The organism is Kitasatospora sp. NPDC058063 (assembly GCF_042885395.1).
Taxonomy (GTDB): Bacteria; Actinomycetota; Actinomycetes; order Streptomycetales; family Streptomycetaceae; genus Kitasatospora; species Kitasatospora lactacystinica.
Map to the genome: position 1 here is coordinate 346800 of NZ_JBHVSD010000005.1, position 17484 is coordinate 364283.

Annotated in this window: 10 protein-coding genes and 1 pseudogene; 7 read left to right on the forward strand and 4 right to left on the reverse strand. The window is 71.1% G+C overall.

From position 1 onward, the window contains the following. Positions 1-25: 25 nt before the first annotated feature. Positions 26-1531 carry a polymer-forming cytoskeletal protein gene (locus tag ACFVUY_RS11285; RefSeq protein ID WP_387729216.1) on the forward strand — a complete coding sequence of 502 codons (1506 nt, stop codon included), beginning with the start codon at positions 26-28 and terminating at the stop codon, positions 1529-1531. 338 nt (positions 1532-1869) lie between these two features. Here the strand turns inward: ACFVUY_RS11285 and ACFVUY_RS11290 are convergent, their stop codons facing one another. The 3 genes from ACFVUY_RS11290 to ACFVUY_RS11300 all read right to left on the reverse strand — a co-directional run bounded on the left by ACFVUY_RS11290 (position 1870) and on the right by ACFVUY_RS11300 (position 4487). Further along, the gene (locus ACFVUY_RS11290; RefSeq protein ID WP_387729218.1) at positions 1870-2643 is read right to left on the reverse strand and encodes a maleylpyruvate isomerase family mycothiol-dependent enzyme; all 774 of its coding nucleotides are present in this window, start codon (positions 2641-2643) and stop codon (positions 1870-1872) included. Positions 2644-2731: 88 nt separating this feature from the next. Beyond that, the gene (locus tag ACFVUY_RS11295) at positions 2732-4039 is read right to left on the reverse strand and encodes an aldehyde dehydrogenase family protein (protein WP_387729221.1); all 1308 of its coding nucleotides are present in this window, start codon (positions 4037-4039) and stop codon (positions 2732-2734) included. 262 nt (positions 4040-4301) lie between these two features. Beyond that, positions 4302-4487, reverse strand: a complete 186-nt coding sequence (locus ACFVUY_RS11300) for a hypothetical protein (protein ID WP_387729223.1) — start codon at positions 4485-4487, stop codon at positions 4302-4304. 599 nt (positions 4488-5086) lie between these two features. Here ACFVUY_RS11300 and ACFVUY_RS11305 point away from each other — a divergent pair. The 6 genes and pseudogenes from ACFVUY_RS11305 to ACFVUY_RS11330 all read left to right on the forward strand — a co-directional run bounded on the left by ACFVUY_RS11305 (position 5087) and on the right by ACFVUY_RS11330 (position 13530). Further along, complete coding sequence (locus ACFVUY_RS11305) at positions 5087-8401, forward strand: hypothetical protein (RefSeq protein ID WP_387729225.1); 3315 nt, start codon at positions 5087-5089, stop codon at positions 8399-8401. Between the two features lie 113 nt (positions 8402-8514). Beyond that, positions 8515-8901, forward strand: coding sequence for a hypothetical protein (locus ACFVUY_RS11310; RefSeq protein ID WP_387729228.1), 387 nt, complete (start codon positions 8515-8517; stop codon positions 8899-8901). 257 nt (positions 8902-9158) lie between these two features. After that, positions 9159-9701, forward strand: coding sequence for a hypothetical protein (locus ACFVUY_RS11315; protein WP_387684196.1), 543 nt, complete (start codon positions 9159-9161; stop codon positions 9699-9701). Positions 9702-10298: 597 nt separating this feature from the next. After that, positions 10299-12113, forward strand: coding sequence for a trypsin-like serine protease (locus tag ACFVUY_RS11320; RefSeq protein ID WP_387729230.1), 1815 nt, complete (start codon positions 10299-10301; stop codon positions 12111-12113). Between the two features lie 238 nt (positions 12114-12351). Continuing rightward, positions 12352-12570 (forward strand): annotated as a pseudogene (locus ACFVUY_RS11325) (IS3 family transposase); the annotation flags it as partial. Between the two features lie 264 nt (positions 12571-12834). Then, positions 12835-13530 carry a phosphatase PAP2 family protein gene (locus tag ACFVUY_RS11330; RefSeq protein WP_387729394.1) on the forward strand — a complete coding sequence of 232 codons (696 nt, stop codon included), beginning with the start codon at positions 12835-12837 and terminating at the stop codon, positions 13528-13530. A gap of 70 nt (positions 13531-13600) precedes the next feature. Here ACFVUY_RS11330 and dnaE read toward each other — a convergent pair whose 3' ends face one another. Next, positions 13601-17164, reverse strand: a complete 3564-nt coding sequence (dnaE, locus tag ACFVUY_RS11335) for a DNA polymerase III subunit alpha (RefSeq protein ID WP_387684192.1) — start codon at positions 17162-17164, stop codon at positions 13601-13603. Positions 17165-17484 lie beyond the last annotated feature (320 nt).

A 17484-nucleotide genomic window follows, 5' to 3' on the forward strand; every position in this document is an offset into this window, starting at 1 on the left:
GCACCCGCCAGATCCAGGAGCACCCGTGTTCGTCCGCGCCGTGGGCTCACCCACCACCGCCCTGATCTACCTCGTCACCACCACCCCGTCCCCGCTGGAGATCACCCCGGACGGTGGCACACCGACACCCGCCAAGATCTCCATCACCGCCGCCAACCCGGACCCCACGGACCCGATCCGCATCACCTCCCTCACGTTCACCCTGCTCGTGGGCGGTGACGCCGGCCAACTCACCCAGCACCCCGAGCAGATCGCCACCACCGCCAGCCCCAGCGCGGACTGGACCTTCACCAACCGGAAGGACGGCACTTTCACCGCCACGCCCACCAGTGACGCCGGATACGTCGAAGTCACCGACAAGGGCCTGCTGTTCGAGCTCACCGACATCGCGGTCAACGGCGAACTCGGCGTCACCACCCTCGACATCGCGGAGAAGACCGCCAGCGGCCACGGCAAGACCGAGTTCGACCTCGGCAAATGCCTCCCCGCCTTCCAGTTCGGCGACCTGCTGCCCGCGTTCCTCGACGACGGCCGCACCACCGTGACCAACGGCCAGACGGTCACCCTGACCTGGACCGCCTCGCACGGCGCCACCTACACCATGCTCCACGAGAACACGTCCCACGACGTCACCAACGTCCGCACCTGGACCACGCCCGCCCCGCTCCACCGCGACGCCACCTTCCACCTGCGGGCCAGCCTCACCACCGACGGCCACACCGTCACCCACTACCAGCACACCAGCGTCACCGTGGACAAGCCCGACCTCGCACTCCAGACCCTGGCCGTGGACGGGGACGTGCAGGTCTCCGGGCAGACCGACGTCCAGGGCCTGCACTGCGCGCAGACGCTGGAGGTCGGCGGTGAGATCCACGTCGCGGGGACCGTGTACGGCGGCGACCGCACCGAACCCGTGATCCTGTACGGCGCCCATGTCACCAGCGGCCTCACCGTCGACGGCGACCTCAACGCCACCGGCGCCGGCACGTTCGGCAAGGACCTCGCCACCACCGGCGGCCTCACCGTCAGCGAGGCCCTCACCGCCGGCGGCACCGCGACGGTCGCGGGCGACCTCACCGCGAACAGCGCCGTGACGGTCAAGGGCGGCCTCACCGCCGACGGAGGGGCGACCATCAACGAGTCGCTGTACGTCGGAGCGGTGACGGACATGCTCGCCAACCACTACACGTACCCCTACCCGAAGGCGGCGTCATTCAGCAGGACCGCCCCTACGGACGGACTCCTCACGGTTCTTCTGCTCATCGAGGACAACACGGGTAAGGATCAGAACATCGGCCTTCTCGCTCGTCTCACGCTGCAGGTCGGCAACGACACATACTTGGTTGACGCGCCGATCCTGCGCCAGTCCGGTAAATCCGGCCAGCGCCACCCGATGAGCGTCCTTGTCCGCAAGGGGCAGACGATCTCCGGCACGTTGGCGAATGTCGACGGCGACGTGGACATGGACAAAATGACGACAACACTGCACTGGTTCCCGATCGGCAAGTCCCTCGAACTTGCCGACGGCTGAGGGCCCTTGACGCAGTGAACGTGCGGCCGGTGCCACGGCCGCGCGGATCCGGTGCGCCTTCGGCCCGGCCCGGCCCGGCTCGGCTCCGCATCGGGCCGAGCCCGGCGGGCGGGGCGCCGGGCCGGGTCGGCCCCTCGGCGGCGGAGAAGGTGCCTCGGCGAGCGGTCCGACCTCTGGCCGTCGGACCGCCTCGCCACCGTCTCGGGGCCCTGCCGCCGCCAGACGCACGAGTTCGCCGACGAGGACTGACCGACCCGCAGGCCGTCCGCCTGCGCGGCCCGCGCCGGGGGCGTCGGCGCGGGCCGTCGTGCCGGGGGTTCGGGTGCCCAGGTGCTGTCCTAGAAGGCGGAGTTGGTGAACCAGAGGTCCAGCAGGTCTTCGTCCCCGGAGGCGGTGATCCCGGGCGCCGAGCGGTCGGTGCGGCCGTAGAGGAGGAGCAGGAGGTCGGCGGCGGTGGCCAAGACCGTGGCGTCGGCGTCCGCGTCGGCGGTGGTGGCGGTCGCGTCGGCGGGGGCCAAGCCGAAGCCGTCGGGGCGCAGGTGGATCAGCCAGTCGCCGTCGCCGTCGGTGCGGGTGAAGCGGAGGGTGCGGTCGGCGGCGCGGAGCTTGGCGGTGTGCGGGGCGAAGAGGGTGGCGTGCGGCAGGTTGGTGAGGAATTCGGCCACGCCGTCCGCGGCGAGGTCCGGGTCGATCTCGGGCCCGAGCCCCAGGGCGAGTTCGGCGTCGACGCGGTGGACGAGGGTCTCGAAGAGCATCCGGCGCACCCAGAAGCGGGCGTGCTGGTCGGCGCCCCAGGCCCACATGGGGGCGTCGAGGTCGGTCTCCGCGAAGGTCGCGGCCGCTTCCGCGCCGGCCTCGGTGAGCCACGCCGGGTAGTCCTCGGCCCGTTCGGGGAGCTTGAGGTCGACGTCCCGACTGGTGGGCGGTGTCTGGATGCGTTGCCGCAGCAGGACGGTGAACCAGCGCTGGACGCTGCCGGCGTGGCGGAGGAGGTCGGCGAGGGTCCAGTCGGGGCAGGTGGGGACGGGGGTGGCCGGGTCGGCGGAGCGTACGGCGGTGGCGAACCGGTGGGTCTCGGCGGCCACGGCGTCGACGTGCTCGTTCGGGGTCATGGACGGTTGCTCCGGAGGGATTCGGGGGCCGGCGGGACCAGCGGTCCGGTGGCGAGGGTGAGGGTGGAGGGGGAGGGCAGGGTCGGGATCAGCCGAGGGGCTTGTCGACGACGGCCTTGGTGTGGCTGAACGTGTCGATCGAGTACTCGCCGTGGTAGCGGCCCATGCCGCTCTCGCCGACGCCGCCGAAGGGCAGGTCGGGCATCGCGAGGTGCGAGACCGGGAGTCCGAAGGTGAGCGCGCCGGAGGAGGTCTCCTCGGTCAGTCGCCGCTTGGTGTCCGCGGATTCGGTGAAGGCGTAGAGGGCGAGCGGCTTGTCGCGCTCGTTGATGAAGGCGATCGCCGCGTCGAGGTCGGGGACGGTGAGGACGGGCAGGATCGGGCCGAAGATCTCGGCCCGCATCACGGGGGCGGTCGCGGACACGTCGGCGAGGACAGTCGGGGCGAGGTAGCGCGTGGCGCGGTCGTGCCCGCCGCCGGTGACGGTGCGCCCGTCGTCGAGCAGGGCGGTGAGCCGGTCGAAGTGGCGCTCGTTGACGATGCGCCCGTATTCCGTGCTCGTGGCCGGGTCCTCGCCGAACAGTTCCCTTACGGCGTCGGCCAGTTCGCGTTCCAGGCCGGCCGCGGTGCCGCCGACGGCGAGGATGTAGTCGGGGGCGACGCAGGTCTGTCCGGCGTTGAGGAACTTGCCGCGGGCGATTCGCCGGGCGGTGACGGCGAGGTCGGTGCCGGGGTCGACCACGACCGGGCTCTTGCCGCCGAGTTCCAGGGTGACCGGGGTCAGGTGCTTGGCGGCGGCGGCCATGACGATCCGTCCGACGGCGCCGTTGCCGGTGTAGAAGATGTGGTCGAAGCGCTGCTCCAGCAGGGCGGTGGTCTCCGGGACGGCGCCTTCGACGACCGCGACGGTCTCCTCGCCGAGGTAGCGCGGCAGCAGTTCGGCGATGGCCGCGGAGGTCGCGGGGGCGAGTTCGCTGGGCTTGAGGACGGCGGTGTTCCCGGCGGCCAGGGCGCCGACGAGCGGGGCCAGGGCGAGCTGGAGCGGGTAGTTCCAGGGGGCGATGATCAGCACCACGCCCAGGGGGTCGCGGACGACCCGGGCCTCGGCGGGGCGGAAGACCTCCGGCACGGCGGCCGGCTTCGGGTCCAGCCACTCGGCCAGGTGGGCGACGGTGTGGTCGAGCTCGTTGAGCGTGAAGCCGATCTCGGTCCGGTACGCCTCGGCGGCGCTCTTGCCGAGGTCGGTGTGCAGGGCCTGCTGGAACACCTCGGCCTGTTCGGTGAGCAGGGCGCGCAGGGCGGCCAGCCTGTCCAGGCGCCAGGTGAGCGGCCTGGTCCGGCCGGTGGAGAATTCGGCCCGCAGGCGGGCGACCACGGTGGGGATGGCGTCAGTCATGAGGGGTCTCGCGGTCTTGAGGTGGGGAGCCGGTGCTTGCGGGTAGAAATTTTTCATTACCTGAAGCAATGGCGACCCTAGGGATGAAAGGTTGAGTTTGTCAAGCATCCTCCTGTGATTCTCCCGGCATCCCCCGGCCCGGGCAGAGGGCGGCGGTCCAGGGCGGCCGCCGGCCGGTCCGACGGATGCCTGGGTGTCCGGGTGTCTGGATGCCGGCTCAGCGGAGGTTGACGGGGCGCGGCCCGGCCCCGCGTTCCGGGTATCAGCGCGTGGTGCCCACCACCTCGTACGCGCGGATCCGTCGCGTGGAGTTCTGCACCACCATGTCGCGGCGGCGGACCACCACCGTGGTGTGCCGGCGGACCTCATTGAGGAACGCCCGGTCGGTGGGGGAGGGTCGGCGCGGCGTGCCGCCGACGGCCTGGTAGAGCTCGGCGGTGATCGCCATACCGACACAAGGCGCTGACCAGCAGCAATCACCATCCAGCCACTGAAATCGGTGGCGCACCACCGCCGCAGACCCACCCGCCGCCCATCGGTTGCCGCCCGCGTTCGAGGCGGGTGTCAGATCGCATCCAACCTTCCTTCCTCTGGCGATAACTGACGTGAAGCAAGGTGCTCTTCCTGTGTTCTTCCTCGTTTCGTAAATCCCTGTTCCGCCAGTACTTTCAGTGACCGACCGTCAGCATGCTGACGGTCGGTCACTCTGACATCCGGGGCACAGGGGGGGATGTGCGCGAACCGGACGAGAGTGACGAACCGGTCCTTTATCGCCGTTTGGGTGGATCTATTGCAGGTCTATGCGGTCGGTGGCCGAAAGCCGACGGGGATTCAGCCAGTTGGCATGCGATCCAGCCAAAGTCATTCCGCCCCGTCGATCTGCCTTTTCCGGCACTAGGATTCCTGCGGCATCAGGGCAACTGTCCTGGTGGACACTGGCCCTGATGGGTCAGGAGATTTGGGGAGGAAGAGGGGGAAATGGCGAACTCGCCAATGAGGGCAGGGTCAGCACGGCGCTCACGCGCCAGGATCCTGTCCGCCACGGCCATGATGCTGGCCGCGACCGTCATGGGGACGACGGTCGCCCAAGCACTCCCGTCCGACACGGCCCCGGAGCCGCTGCCGGCCAACTACCGCGCGCAGGTGGTCGAAGCCTGGCAGGGCGGCGGCACGGCGGTGAAGGACGCGGCCGCACGAGCACTGGTCGGCTCGGACGCCGACATCACCACGTTCTTGACCAACACGCTGAGCCGTGCTCAGGCGTCGGACGAGCGCTTCGCCGTCATCAAGATGCTGAGCAACACCGGCAAGGGCGTGCGTGACGCCGCGACGAAGGCGCTGAGTGGGTCGGACGCCGACCTCCACGCGTTCGTCACCAACGGCTGGCAGAACCCGATGATGGACGATCGCCGGGCGGCGATCGTCACTGTCGTCGACGGTGCCGACGTCGCCGTCCGCACGGCCGGGACCAAGGCGCTCAGCGATGGCACCGCCGAGGCCATGGACGCCTTCCTGACCTCCGGCCGGTTCAAGGCGCAGGAGGAGGACGACCGGGTCGCCGTCCTGCGGCTGATGGATGTCTACACCGGCCCGGAGTTCACCAAGCAGGCCGGCCGGGCGCTCAGCGGCACGCCCGCCGACGTCCGCGAGTTCCTGGAGAACGGCCAGCTCCTCGCCCAGGCCAGGGACCAGGAGACGCTCGACGTCAAGCAGCTCGCCCAGACCGCGAAGGACGCCACCAAGCGGGCCCTGGAGGAGACGGCCGCCGCCCAGGAGGCGGGTGCCCGGGCCGAGAAGGCCGCCGAGACGGCCAAGCAGGCCGCGCTGACGGCCGCGGACGAGGCTGCCAAGACCAAGGACGACGCCGAGAAGACGGGCGCCGCCGCCAACAGGGCCGCCGAGGCCGCCCAGGGCGCGGCCGAGGCCGCGAAGACCGCGATCGACGCCTCCAACACGGCGGTGGCGGCGGCCAAGACGGCTGCCACGGCGGCACGTTCGGCCGCTTCGGCCGCCGCCGCCGCCGGCCAGGCCGCCAGCCGTGCGTACAACGCCGCTGCCGCGGCCGCGGGCGACCGGTCCCAGGCCAAGGCGGCGAGCGACGCCGCTGTGCTGGCGCGCAACGCTGCCGCCGGTGCGCGGGACGCGGCGTCGGCCGCTTCGTCCGCCGCCGACGCGAGTACCCGGGCGGGCCAGGCCGGCTCCGCCGCGGCCCGCGCCGCCAACAACGCCGCCGCTGCCGCCGAGGCGAGCGCCCAGGCAGCCGGTTCCGCGGGCCAGGCCACCGAGCAGGCGGCCCGCGCCCGCAACGCGGCCACCACCGCCCGCAACGCGGCCAACGCGGCCGGCGCGGCCGCGACCCGTGCCCAGAACCTCGCCACCTCGGCCGCCGCCGCGGCGGCCGAGGCCAAGGACCTGGCCAACCGGACCGCCGACCATGCGGAGAAGGCCGCCGCAGCGGCCGACGCCGCGGCCGCCGCCGCGGGCCAGGCCCAGGACTGGGCGAAGATCGCGGGGCAGCACGCGGACGCCGCCGCTGTCGCCGCCCAGACCGCGGCCTCGGCGGTGGCGAAGGCCCAGACGCTCGAGAAGCTGGCCCGTGACGCCGAGGCCGTGCAGCTGGAGTCGGACAAGCAGCTCGGTGTCACCCAGGCCGACCTGCTGCTGAAGGACGATCAGGCCACCCAGGCGGACTTCAACCAGCAGCAGACCGAGGCCGCTTCGCAGGACGCCGCGACGAAGGACCTGGTCAAGCAGGCCGCGGCGACCGGAACCGCCACGGCGACGGCCGCCCAGGCCGGCCGCAAGGCCGCGGTCAACCTGCTGAAGTCCACCGGCTCCTGGACCCGGGCGTCGGCGCAGGCCGCGCTCTCCGGCACCGACGAGGCCGTGGTGTCCTGGGCCAAGTCGGACTACCAGCGCAGCCTGCAGCTCGACGACCGGGAGAAGATCCTGGCCGTCACGAACATCGCGAACGCCAAGCTGGCGACCGAGGCGCAGAAGACGCTGGAGAGCACCGACCCGACCGCGGTCGAGAAGTTCCTCAACGGCGGGGCGCTCCAGGCCCAGGCCGAGGACCTGCGGGTGCGGACCGTCTCCCTGATCTCGGACGGCGGCAAGGCCGTCCAGCGGGACGGCGGCGCCGCACTGGCCGACGGCCGGGTGTCGGTCCTGGCCGCCTTCCTGTCCAACGGCTACGCCAAGGCCCTGGCCGAGGACGACCGGGTGGCCGTGGTGGTCGCCGTCGACGGCGGCGGGCCCAACGTGAAGGCCGCGGGCGCGGTCGCCCTGGCCGGACCGGCCTGGATGCAGCACGAGTTCGTCCGCAAGACCCAGTTCACGGCGGCACAGAAGGACGCGGACACCGACGCGCACGTGTCGTCCGTGCTGAGCATGATCGCCAACGCTGCGAAGGACGCGGCCACTGCGAGCGAGAGCGCCCAGCGGGCGTACCAGATAGCTGCGGACGCGCGCCACGCGTCGGAGGAGGCCGCTCACTGGGCGAACCTGGCAGGGCAGTCGGCCCTGGAGGCGAAGGGGTACTCGGAGGAGGCCAAGGCCAAGTCCAGCGCCGCCGACGCCTCCGCGGCAGCCGCCGCCGCTTCGGCGCAGAAGGCCAAGAGTGCGGCGGCGACCGCGCAGACGGCCAACCGGCAGGCCAACTACTCGGCCACCCAGGCGACCGCCTCCGCGAACCAGGCCGTGAACTCGGCGGCGAGCGCGAGGGCCTCGGCGGCGCAGGCCGCGGCCAGCGCGAGCGCGGCGGGCAAGGACGCCGCCACGGCGTCGCAGGCCGCGAGCGACGCCCACGCCATCGCCGCCCAGAAGCGCGCGCAGGAGCAGGCCGCTGCCGCCGCCGCCGCGGCGGCCCAGGCGAAGGCCAATGAGGCCAACCACGTCGACCCGGTGAACACGCCGGCCAACGACAAGGTGACCACTCCGGCTCCGGCTCCCGAGAAGCCGGCTCCGGGCTCTCCGCCGAAGGACGACAAGCAGCTGTTCCGGGAGTACGGAGACTTCCTGAGCAGTGTCAGCACCTATAGCGGGTTCGTCGCGGCCGGCCTGATGCTCATTCCGGGTGGTCAGCCCTTCGCGGCTGCCGTCGGTACGTTCTCGCTGGTGACGGGTGTGGCTTCGGCCCTGTACACCGGGATCGGCTACGGCTTCAGCAGCGACAAGTTCATCGGCTCGGTGGCAACCGTCGGCCTCTCCCTGATCGGTGGCCGAGTGGTCGGCGCGATCGAGAAGGGCGCGGCGGAAGCGGCCAAGTTCGGCGTGAAGGTGACCGAGAAGGTCGGCGAGAGGCTGGTGAAGGCCGGACACAGTGCCGTCTCGTCCGTCGTCGGCTGGTTCACGAGCGACTGATCAGGTCATCACTAGGCTGTGAGTGATCGGCCGTGTTCGAATGGCCGTGACGGAACAGCGCTGTGGAGCCCGCGTCCGACGCGGGCTCCACAGCCGGAACGAGGGGGTGTGCGGTGTATCCGTTGGGCCTTGGTGCCGTGTCGTGGTGGTGGCTCGCGATCCTGGCGACCGCGGTGTTCTGGGCGGTCCTGGTGCCGGGAATGCCCACGCGCACGCATCGGATCAGCATGGCGCTGGCGCCGGCCGTGATGGCGGTCTTCGGCCTCGGCAGCTACTACGCGAAGCACATGGACGCGGCCGCAGTGCTCGCCATGTACTCGTTCGCGGTGGTGGCCTTCCCGGTGGGAATGGTCGGCCACCGCAGGAAGTTCGCGCAGCGCCTGATGGAGGCGAAGCAGAGGGGCGAGTCGGAGGAGAACACGTGGCCTCCCGCCATGATGGCGCAGGTCTTCGTGTCCTGTGTGGTATTCGGGACCGCGGCGATCTGGACCACCCGGTAGCGGCTCGGTCCGCGGCTCACCCGCCCGCGACGACCTCCTTCCCGGACATATGAGACGCATACGAACATGATGGAATTCCAGATGCTTCCGAAGCGGGAAACGATCTTCCGGAAGTCGACCCGCTCGTGATAGCAATGGTGCCGGTCGGGGCCGGGGGTGGCCGAAACGCCATTCGACCAGGTTGCCGGTACGTGCACCGACTCGGCAGGTCTGCTGCGAACCAACAGCAATTGACGGCTAACCAGGGGGTTTTATTCATGCGTTCCATCACCAAGATGGTCATCGTCGGCGCGGTCGCCGGTACGGTCGCCGTGTCCGGCGTCGTGGGCGCCGTCGCGGCTGACCGCAGCGCCGCCGCGCCTGGCGGCACCGCCGCCGCTCCGAAGGCCCTGACGGCCGACGACACTCCGCCGCCGGCCGTGGAGGACTTCGCCTACCCCGGCGCGGACCAGATCTTCGCGGACCGTGGCATCCGGCTGAAGAGCGGTGACGGCCACATCGTCCTCGCGCCCTGCGCTCCGGGTCTGCTGGAGGTCGACGCCCGGAACATGGCGGAGACCGACAAGGTCGGCGGCGGCCGCTTCTGCTTCACCACCACCGGCACGTCCGGTCGGCTCAGCCTGGAGCTGCCGTCGACCTACGCCGTCTCCACCTCCGACTACTCCGTCCACGTGGTCATGGTGAACGGCACCGAGACCAAGATCCACGACCTGAAGCCGAACACCTGGAACAAGGTCGGAGAGCTCACCGACCCGCAGCAGCGTCCGTTCACCCTGATGGAGCTCACCACCTCCAAGTGAGGCTCCGATCAGGCGGTTCGACGCACGTCTGATCCCCGGTCCCGGCCCCGCCGCGTGAGCGGCGGGACCGGGACCGTCTGAGCGGCCCGCATCGCCGCGGACCGCGAGCGGTGGTGCGAACGCCCTGCGCGCCTACCCCGCAAAGACGGCGGCCGACTCCACGAAGCCCAACGGGGCCGCACAGCGGGACTCCGACTGCCAGGATGCCGAGCGGCCGGGCCGGCGCTTCGAGTTCCTCGGCGGCCGACTGCCGTCGCTCGGCAGTGGGCCACCGGCCGCACAGGCCGGTGAGCTGGGTGCAGGCGTGCCGCTCGTACCGCTCCAGGCGGCTGCGCGGGTGCAGAGTGAGGGCCTGGCGGCCCGTCAGAGGCCGCACGATCGCGGACTCCGTCGGACGCGGGCGGCTCACTCGTCCCCCGCCCTGGCGACGACGGGCCCGAACTGCCGGGTCAGCCTCACCGCTGACGTGCCCCGCAGCCCCTCCGCGCTCCAAGGCAGCGCTTCGCGATCGTCGGCGAAGGCGCCGGCGGGAAACCCGCCGGACCACGTCGGACCGATCGCTACCCGAATTCACCTCTTACGTTGGGAACCCTGTTCATGCCTCACAACTCCTCGCTCCGCTCCCGACGAGCGGGCGTGCTGATAGCGGCCGCGGCCGCGGCCGCCGGCACGATGACCTCCTTCACCCCGGCCGGCGCAGTGACCGGCGACGCCGCCGCCGACGGCTCGTACGCCTACACCGCCCGGATCGTCGTCGGTGACGCCCTGCGCGGCTGCACCGGCACGCTGGTGGACCACTACTGGGTGCTGACCGCCGCGTCCTGCTTCTCCGACGACCCCGCACAGCCGCAGACGCTGGCGGCCGGCGCGCCGAAGTGGAAGACGACCGTCACGGTGGGCGCCAAGTCCGCCGACGTGGCCGAGCTGGTGCCGCGGCAGGAGCGTGACCTGGTGATGGCCCGCCTGGCCACCGCCGTGGACGGCGTCACCCCGCCGGCGTTCGCCACGACCGCCCCCACCTCGGGAGAGACCCTGCGGGTGGCCGGATACGGCCGCACCAAGGACGAGTGGGCTCCGCTGAAGCCCCGCACCGGCTCCTTCACCCTCGGCGCCGTGAACGCGACCGGCATCAGCGTCACCGGCACCGGCGGCGCGGCGGTCTGCAAGGGCGACACCGGCGCCCCCACGATCCGCGAGACGGGCGGCAAGACCGAACTCGTCGCCGTCGCCTCCCGCTCCTGGCAGGGCGGCTGCCTCGACACCCCCGCCACCGAGACCCGCACCGGCGCGACCGCCACCCGCATCGACGACCTCGGCGGATGGATCTCCTCGACCGTGGCCGCCGGTGGCGTGTCGGTCAAGTCGGACACCAAGCTGACCTCCGGGCAGTCGGTCGTCGGCGCGGACCTGAAGCTGACCATGCGGCCGGACGGCGACCTGGTCGTCACCCACCGGCAGGTCGACAACGGGATCCTGTGGGAGAGCGGGACCTCGGGCAACAACGGCGCCTGGGCGTACGTCCAGCCGGACGGCAACCTCGTCGTCTACAAGAGCGACGGCAACCCGGCCGCCGGCACCGGCGCCCTGTGGGCCTCCGGCACCTGGGGCCAGAGCGGCGCGTTCCTCAAGCTCCGGAACGACGGCAACGTGGCCATGGTCAAGGCCGACGGCAGCTCCACCGTGTGGTCCGCCGGCACCACCCGTCTGGACCAGAAGCTGAACAGCGACACCAAGATCAAGCCCGGTCAGTGGTTCCAGTCGCAGACCGCCGTGGTCGAGATGCAGGCGGACGGCAACCTGGTCCGCTACCGCCGCGCCGACGCCGAGCCCACCTGGAACACCAACACCGCCGGGAACAAGGGGGCGTGGGCGTACGTGCAGACGGACGGCAACTTCGTCCTCTACAAGAGCGACGGCAACCCGGCCGCCGGCACCGGCGCCCTGTGGGGCTCCAACACCTGGGGCCAGAACGGCGCGTTCCTCAAGCTCCAGGACGACGGCACCTTCGCGCTCTACAAGAAGAACGCCGCCGAGACGGTCGCCAACTCCGTCTGGAGCGCCACGACCTTCCGCTCCGGCACCCAGCTCGTGGCCGGTCAGCAGGTGTACGCGAAGACCACCCGCCTGGCGATGCAGTGGGACGGTGACCTCGTCCTCTACCGCCTCAGCGACAACGCGGTCCTGTGGCACAGCAACACCGCCGGCAACGGCAACGCCTTCCTCCGGATCCAGCCCGACGGCAACGCCGTCGTCTACACCGCGGACGGCAGCCGCGGCCTCTGGGCCTCCGGCACCTTCTGGTCGACGGGCGCCTTCCTGAAGCTCCAGGACGACGGCAACCTCGTCGTCTACAAGGCCGACGGCGGCGAAGGCATCGGCGGCGCGATCTGGTCCACCAACACCTTCGCCTGATCCCGGGCCGGCTTCACCGTCCGGGGCCCGCCGGCGGACTGCGCGCGGCGGGCCCCGGACGGCGGGATACGAGACACGTCACAGGTGTCATGGTCCCGGTGCCACGGCGGCGTCAGCCGCCGTGGCACTCACCGTGTTCGCCGGGCTGACGTCCGCCGCGCCCGCACGCACCGGAAGTTGTGCCCCTGGAGGGCGTCGGGCGGTTGTGTTCCGGCTTGGGGATCGCCGAGGTCACGTAGGTGTCCACGGGGCTCGGAAGGTCTGGCGGGAGCTGGGTCGGCAGGGCCATCCGGTGGCCCGGTGCACCGTCGAGCGCCTGATGCGCGAACTCGGCATCGCCGGCGCGGTGCGAGGCAGGAAGGTGATTACCACCATCGCCGACCCGGGAGCCGAACGCGCCGTGGACCTGGTGGACCGCCAGTTCGTCGCCACCGCGCCGAACCGCTGCCGGGTCGCCGTGCCCGCAGAGGTGGCAGAACAGCCGATCCTCGCTGGTCGGGGCGTCGGGGCGGAGCCAGTTGCTCACGTCCACTCGGGCCGTGCGGCCGAGATGCTCCGTGCCGCTTTTCGAGACGGCCCGGCTCCGGCCGGGTGCCGGGGGCTGCGACCCGCGCGAGGGCGTGGTGGGGGCGCCGGCCGGTGCCGCCGGGCGCGGGCTCGCTACCCTGGCCGCGCGGGGCCGCGTTCCGGTGGCCCGGGCGGTGCTGGCAGGAGGGCTGGGATGACGGCTGACCGGATGACGGAGCGTCGGCGGTGGGTGGTGGTGCTCGTCGGTGCGTGGTCGGCCTTCGCGGTGGTCGCGGCCGTGGTGGCCGCGCACGGCTGGGCGCCGTTCGCCTTCGAGCAGGCCGCAATCGACTGGTGCACCGCGCATCGCCCGGAGCTCGCCCGAGCCGTGGCCATGGCCGTCACCTCGCTCGGTACCGGCGTGGTCCCCTACCTCCTCGCCCTGGCCGCGGGCGTCCTCACCGCCGTCGGGGCCACCGGCTGGCCGAGGCGCCGGTGGACGACGGTACGGGCGCTGCTCCTGCCCGTGGTGTGGCTGGCGTTGGGGCAGCTGCTGCGCCAGGGCCTGATGCACGCCTTCGGCCGGCCGCGGCCGCCCGTGACGGACTGGGCGTTCACCGCCTCCGGTTTCGCCTTCCCCTCCGGGCACGCCTTCACGTCCGCCCTCAGCGCCGGCCTGCTCGCGCTCGCCGTCGCCCGTACGCGCCCGGCCGCCACCCGCATGGCCGTCGCCGGCGCCGTGCTGTTCGCGGGCACGATCGGCCTGAGCCGCGTCTACCTCGGCGTGCACTGGCCGCTGGACGTTCTCGCCGGCTGGCTGCTGGCCGTCGGCTGGCTGGCGGCCGGCGCCGCGGGCTCCTCGTACCTGCCGGAGTGCGCGAAGCGGTCCGGCGCGACGAGGACCGCGTAACCGGACCGCGTAGCCGGACCGCCGGGCCCGCCGCTTCCGTCCTGACCGGAAGCGGCGGGCCCGCCGCCGGTCAGGACCGGACGGCTGCGCCCACCCAGGCGCGGTTGCCGAGAAGGGTCTTGACGTCCGAGGCGAGCCCGTTGTCCGGGTTCACCCGGTATCCGAGCTCGTAGAGGGTGTCCTTGTCCCAGTTGGTGGTGCGCAGCCGGACCGGGACGTCGCCGGGGTGGGCCTGCAGGGCGAGCTTGAGTTCGGCGACCACCTGGGGGTTGATCCGGGCGGCCGGGACGGTGATGTGCACCGGCGGCTTGGTGCCGAGCTCGGCGGAGGAGACGTCGAGGGTGGTGATCTCCTGGCCGAAGACGCTCAGGGACCCGTCGCGTTCGTTGAGCCGGCCGCGGATCGAGATGACGTTGTCCTCGATCATCTGCTCGGCCATCAGGTTGTAGGTCGCGGGGAAGAACAGCACCTCGACGGAGCCGTCGCGGTCGGCGAGGGTGATGATGGCCCACGCGTTGCCGGCCTTGTTGATCCGCCGGTCGACGCCGGTGATCAGGCCGGAGAGGCGAACCTCGCCCTCGGAGCGGCCGGAGCCGAGGAGTTCGGCGATCGAGGTGTCGCGGCTCTGGGAGAGGATGTGCTCGGCGCCGTCGAGCGGGTGGCTGGAGACGTAGAGGCCGAGCATCTCGCGTTCCAGGGCGAGGAGTTGGCGGCGGGGCCATTCGTTCTCGGTGAGCTGGAAGTCCAGCCCGATGCCGGGTCCGTCGTTGCCGGTGTCGAGGGCGCCGAAGAGGTCGTCCTGACCGATGGCCTGTTGCTTCTTCAGCCCGGTGACGGCGTCGATCGCGCTCTCGTGCACGGTGCTGAGCGAGAGCCGGGTGTGGCCGAGGGAGTCGAAGGCGCCCGCCTTGACGAGGGAGTCGACGGTGCGCTTGTTGCACACCACCAGTTCGACCTTGTCCAGGAAGTCGGCGAAGGAGGTGTACTTGCCCTGCTCGCCGCGGGTGCGCACCAGGGACTCGATCACGGGTACGCCGACGTTGCGCACGGCCTTGAGGCCGAACCGGACGTCGCTGCCGACGGCGGTGAAGTCGACCACGGACTCGTTGACGTCGGGGGAGAGGATCTTGATGCCCATCTGCCGGCACTCGGCCAGGTAGACCGCCATCTTGTCCTTGTCGTCGGCGACCGAGGTGAGCAGCGCGGCCATGTACTCCGCGGGGTAGTTGGCCTTGAGGTAGGCGGTCTGGTAGGAGACCAGGCCGTACGCGGCGGAGTGCGATTTGTTGAACGCGTAGCCGGCGAACGGGACCAGGACGTCCCAGACCGCCTGGATGGCCTCGTCGGAGTAGCCGCGCTCCTTGCAGCCGGCGTGGAAGGGGACGAACTCCTTCTCCAGCACCTCCTTCTTCTTCTTGCCCATCGCCCGGCGGAGCAGGTCGGCCTGGCCGAGCGAGTAGCCGGCGAGCACCTGGGCGGCGCGCTGGACCTGCTCCTGGTAGACGATGAGGCCGTAGGTGGGGCCGAGGACGTCCTTCAGCGGCTCCTCCAGCTCGGGGTGGATCGGGATGATCTCCTGCTGGGCGTTCTTGCGGAGCGCGTAGTTGGTGTGGGAGTTCATGCCCATCGGGCCGGGCCGGTAGAGTGCGGAGACGGCGGAGATGTCGGCGAACTCGGTGGGCTTCATCAGCTTGAGCAGGGCGCGCATGGGGCCGCCGTCGAGCTGGAACACGCCGAGGGTGTCGCCGCGGGCCAGCAGCTGGTAGGTGGTGGGGTCGTCGATCGGGATCTTCTCGATGTCGACGTCCACGCCCCGGTTGGCCTTGACGATCTTGATGCAGTGATCGATGATGCCCAGGTTCCGCAGCCCCAGGAAGTCCATCTTGATCAGGCCCATGGCTTCGCACGACGGGTAGTCGAAGCCGGTGATGATCACGCCGTCCTTGTCCCGCATGTGCAGCGGGATGAGGTCGAGCAGCGGCGTCGAGGAGAGGATCACGGCGGCGGCGTGCACACCGGTGCCGCGGATCAGGCCCTCGATGCCCAGTCCGGTGTCGATGATCTTCTTGACGTCGGACTCGTTCTCGTACAGCGAGCGGATCTCGGTGCCCTCGTTGTACCGCGGGTGCTTCTCGTTGAAGAGGTCCGCCAGCGGGACGCCCTTGCCCATGACGTCCGGCGGCATCGCCTTGGTGATCCGGTCGCCCATCGCGAACGGGTAGCCGAGGATGCGGTTGGCGTCCTTGACGGCGGCCTTGGCCTTGATCGTGCCGAAGGTGTTGACCTGGGCGGTGTAGGCGGAACCGTACTTCTCGGTGACGTAGCGCACCATCTGGTCGCGCTGGCGGTCGTCGAAGTCGATGTCGACGTCCGGGGGGTTGATGCGCTCGGGGTTCAGGAACCGCTCGAACAGCAGGTCGTGCTCCAGCGGGTCCAGCTCGGTGATCCGGGTCAGGTAGGAGACCATCGAGCCGGCCGCCGAGCCTCGGCCCGGGCCGACCGGGATGCCGTTGTCCCGGGCGTACTGGCAGATGTCGGCGACCACGAGGAAGTAGGCGTCGAAACCCATCGGGGAGATGACGCCCATCTCCAGTTCGACCCGGTCCAGCACCTCCTGGCTCGGGTTGTCGCCGTAGCGGTGCTGGAGGCCGGCGGCGATCTTCTGGCGCAGGAACGAGGCCTGGGTCTCGCCCTCCGGCACGTCGAACTGCGGCATCCGGTCGACGTAGTTGAAGACCTCGTCGTACGACTCGACCCGCTCGGCGATCGCGAGCGTGTTGTCGCAGGCCTCCGGCAGTTCGCGGAAGAGCTCGCGCATCTCCTCGGCGGTCTTCACGTAGTAGCCGCTGCCGTTGAACTTGAAGCGGTTCGGGTCGTCCTTGTTCTTGCCCACGCCGACGCAGAGCAGGCTGTCGTGGGCGTCGGCCTGGTCGGCGGTCACGTAGTGCGAGTCGTTGGTGGCCAGCAGCGGGATGTTCAGCTCCTTGGCCAGGCGCAGGAGGTCGTCGCGGACGTCCTTCTCGATGGACAGGCCGTGGTCCATCAGCTCCAGGAAGTAGTTCTCCTTGCCGAAGATGTCCTGGTAGGCGCCGGCCGCCTTCACGGCCTCCTCGTACTGCCCGAGCCGCAGCCGGGTCTGCACCTCGCCGGAGGGGCAGCCGGTGGTGGCGATGATTCCGGTCGCGTTGGCGGCGATCAGCTCGCGGTCCATCCGGGGCTTCATGTAGTAGCCCTCCATCGACGCGAGCGAGGAGAGCTTGAAGAGGTTCCGCAGACCGGTGGCGTTCTGTGCCCACATGGTCATGTGGGTGTAGCGGCCGCCGCCGGAGACGTCCTTGCCACCCTCGCCGTCGGCGCCGGACGGGCGCTGGCCGCCCGGCGACCAGAACACCTGCTTCTTCAGGAAGCGGGAGGCCGGGGCGACGTACGCCTCGATGCCGATGATCGGCTTCACCCCGGTCTTCGCGGCGGAGTGGAAGAACTCGTAGGCGCCGAACATGTTGCCGTGGTCGCTCATCGCGATGGCGGGCATACCCTGTCTCTCCGCCTCGGCGAAGAGCTTGCCGTTCTTCGCCGCCCCGTCCAGCATCGAGTACTCGGTGTGGACGTGCAGGTGCGCGAAGCTGTCGGACACGGCGCTGTGCTCCAGGAAGGGGTGTCGGTCGGGGAGCGTCCCACGCTAGCGGATCGGCGGCGGCGACGCGCCTGGCCGGGGTCCCGTTGCCGGGACCTTGACACATCCTCCCCGGTTCCCCGACGGGCGACCGCACGTCCGGGTAGGGTGGCGCGTTTGCCCGGGGGCGCGGTGCGGAGGGTCGTGACGGAGGCGCGCCGAGGCGAGGGCCGGCCCGCCGACTCGGCTGCCGGGCAGTCGGGTTGGGGAGCAGAGGGCCCGGGGTCGGGCCTCGCCCGGCCCACCGGACCCGGCCGCACACGCGGTGCGGCCGGACCCTC

Bases quoted from the DNA above. Each gene is read 5' to 3' on its own strand.
- ACFVUY_RS11305 (WP_387729225.1), top strand. From the start codon at position 5,087: ATGATGCTGGCCGCGACCGTCATGGGGACGACGGTCGCCCAAGCACTC.
- ACFVUY_RS11300 (WP_387729223.1), bottom strand. From the start codon at position 4,487: ATGGCGATCACCGCCGAGCTCTACCAGGCCGTCGGCGGCACGCCGCGC.
- ACFVUY_RS11315 (WP_387684196.1), top strand. From the start codon at position 9,159: ATGCGTTCCATCACCAAGATGGTCATCGTCGGCGCGGTCGCCGGTACG.
- ACFVUY_RS11290 (WP_387729218.1), bottom strand. From the start codon at position 2,643: ATGACCCCGAACGAGCACGTCGACGCCGTGGCCGCCGAGACCCACCGG.
- ACFVUY_RS11330 (WP_387729394.1), top strand. From the start codon at position 12,835: ATGACGGCTGACCGGATGACGGAGCGTCGGCGGTGGGTGGTGGTGCTC.
- ACFVUY_RS11295 (WP_387729221.1), bottom strand. From the start codon at position 4,039: ATGACTGACGCCATCCCCACCGTGGTCGCCCGCCTGCGGGCCGAATTC.
- ACFVUY_RS11320 (WP_387729230.1), top strand. From the start codon at position 10,299: ATGCCTCACAACTCCTCGCTCCGCTCCCGACGAGCGGGCGTGCTGATA.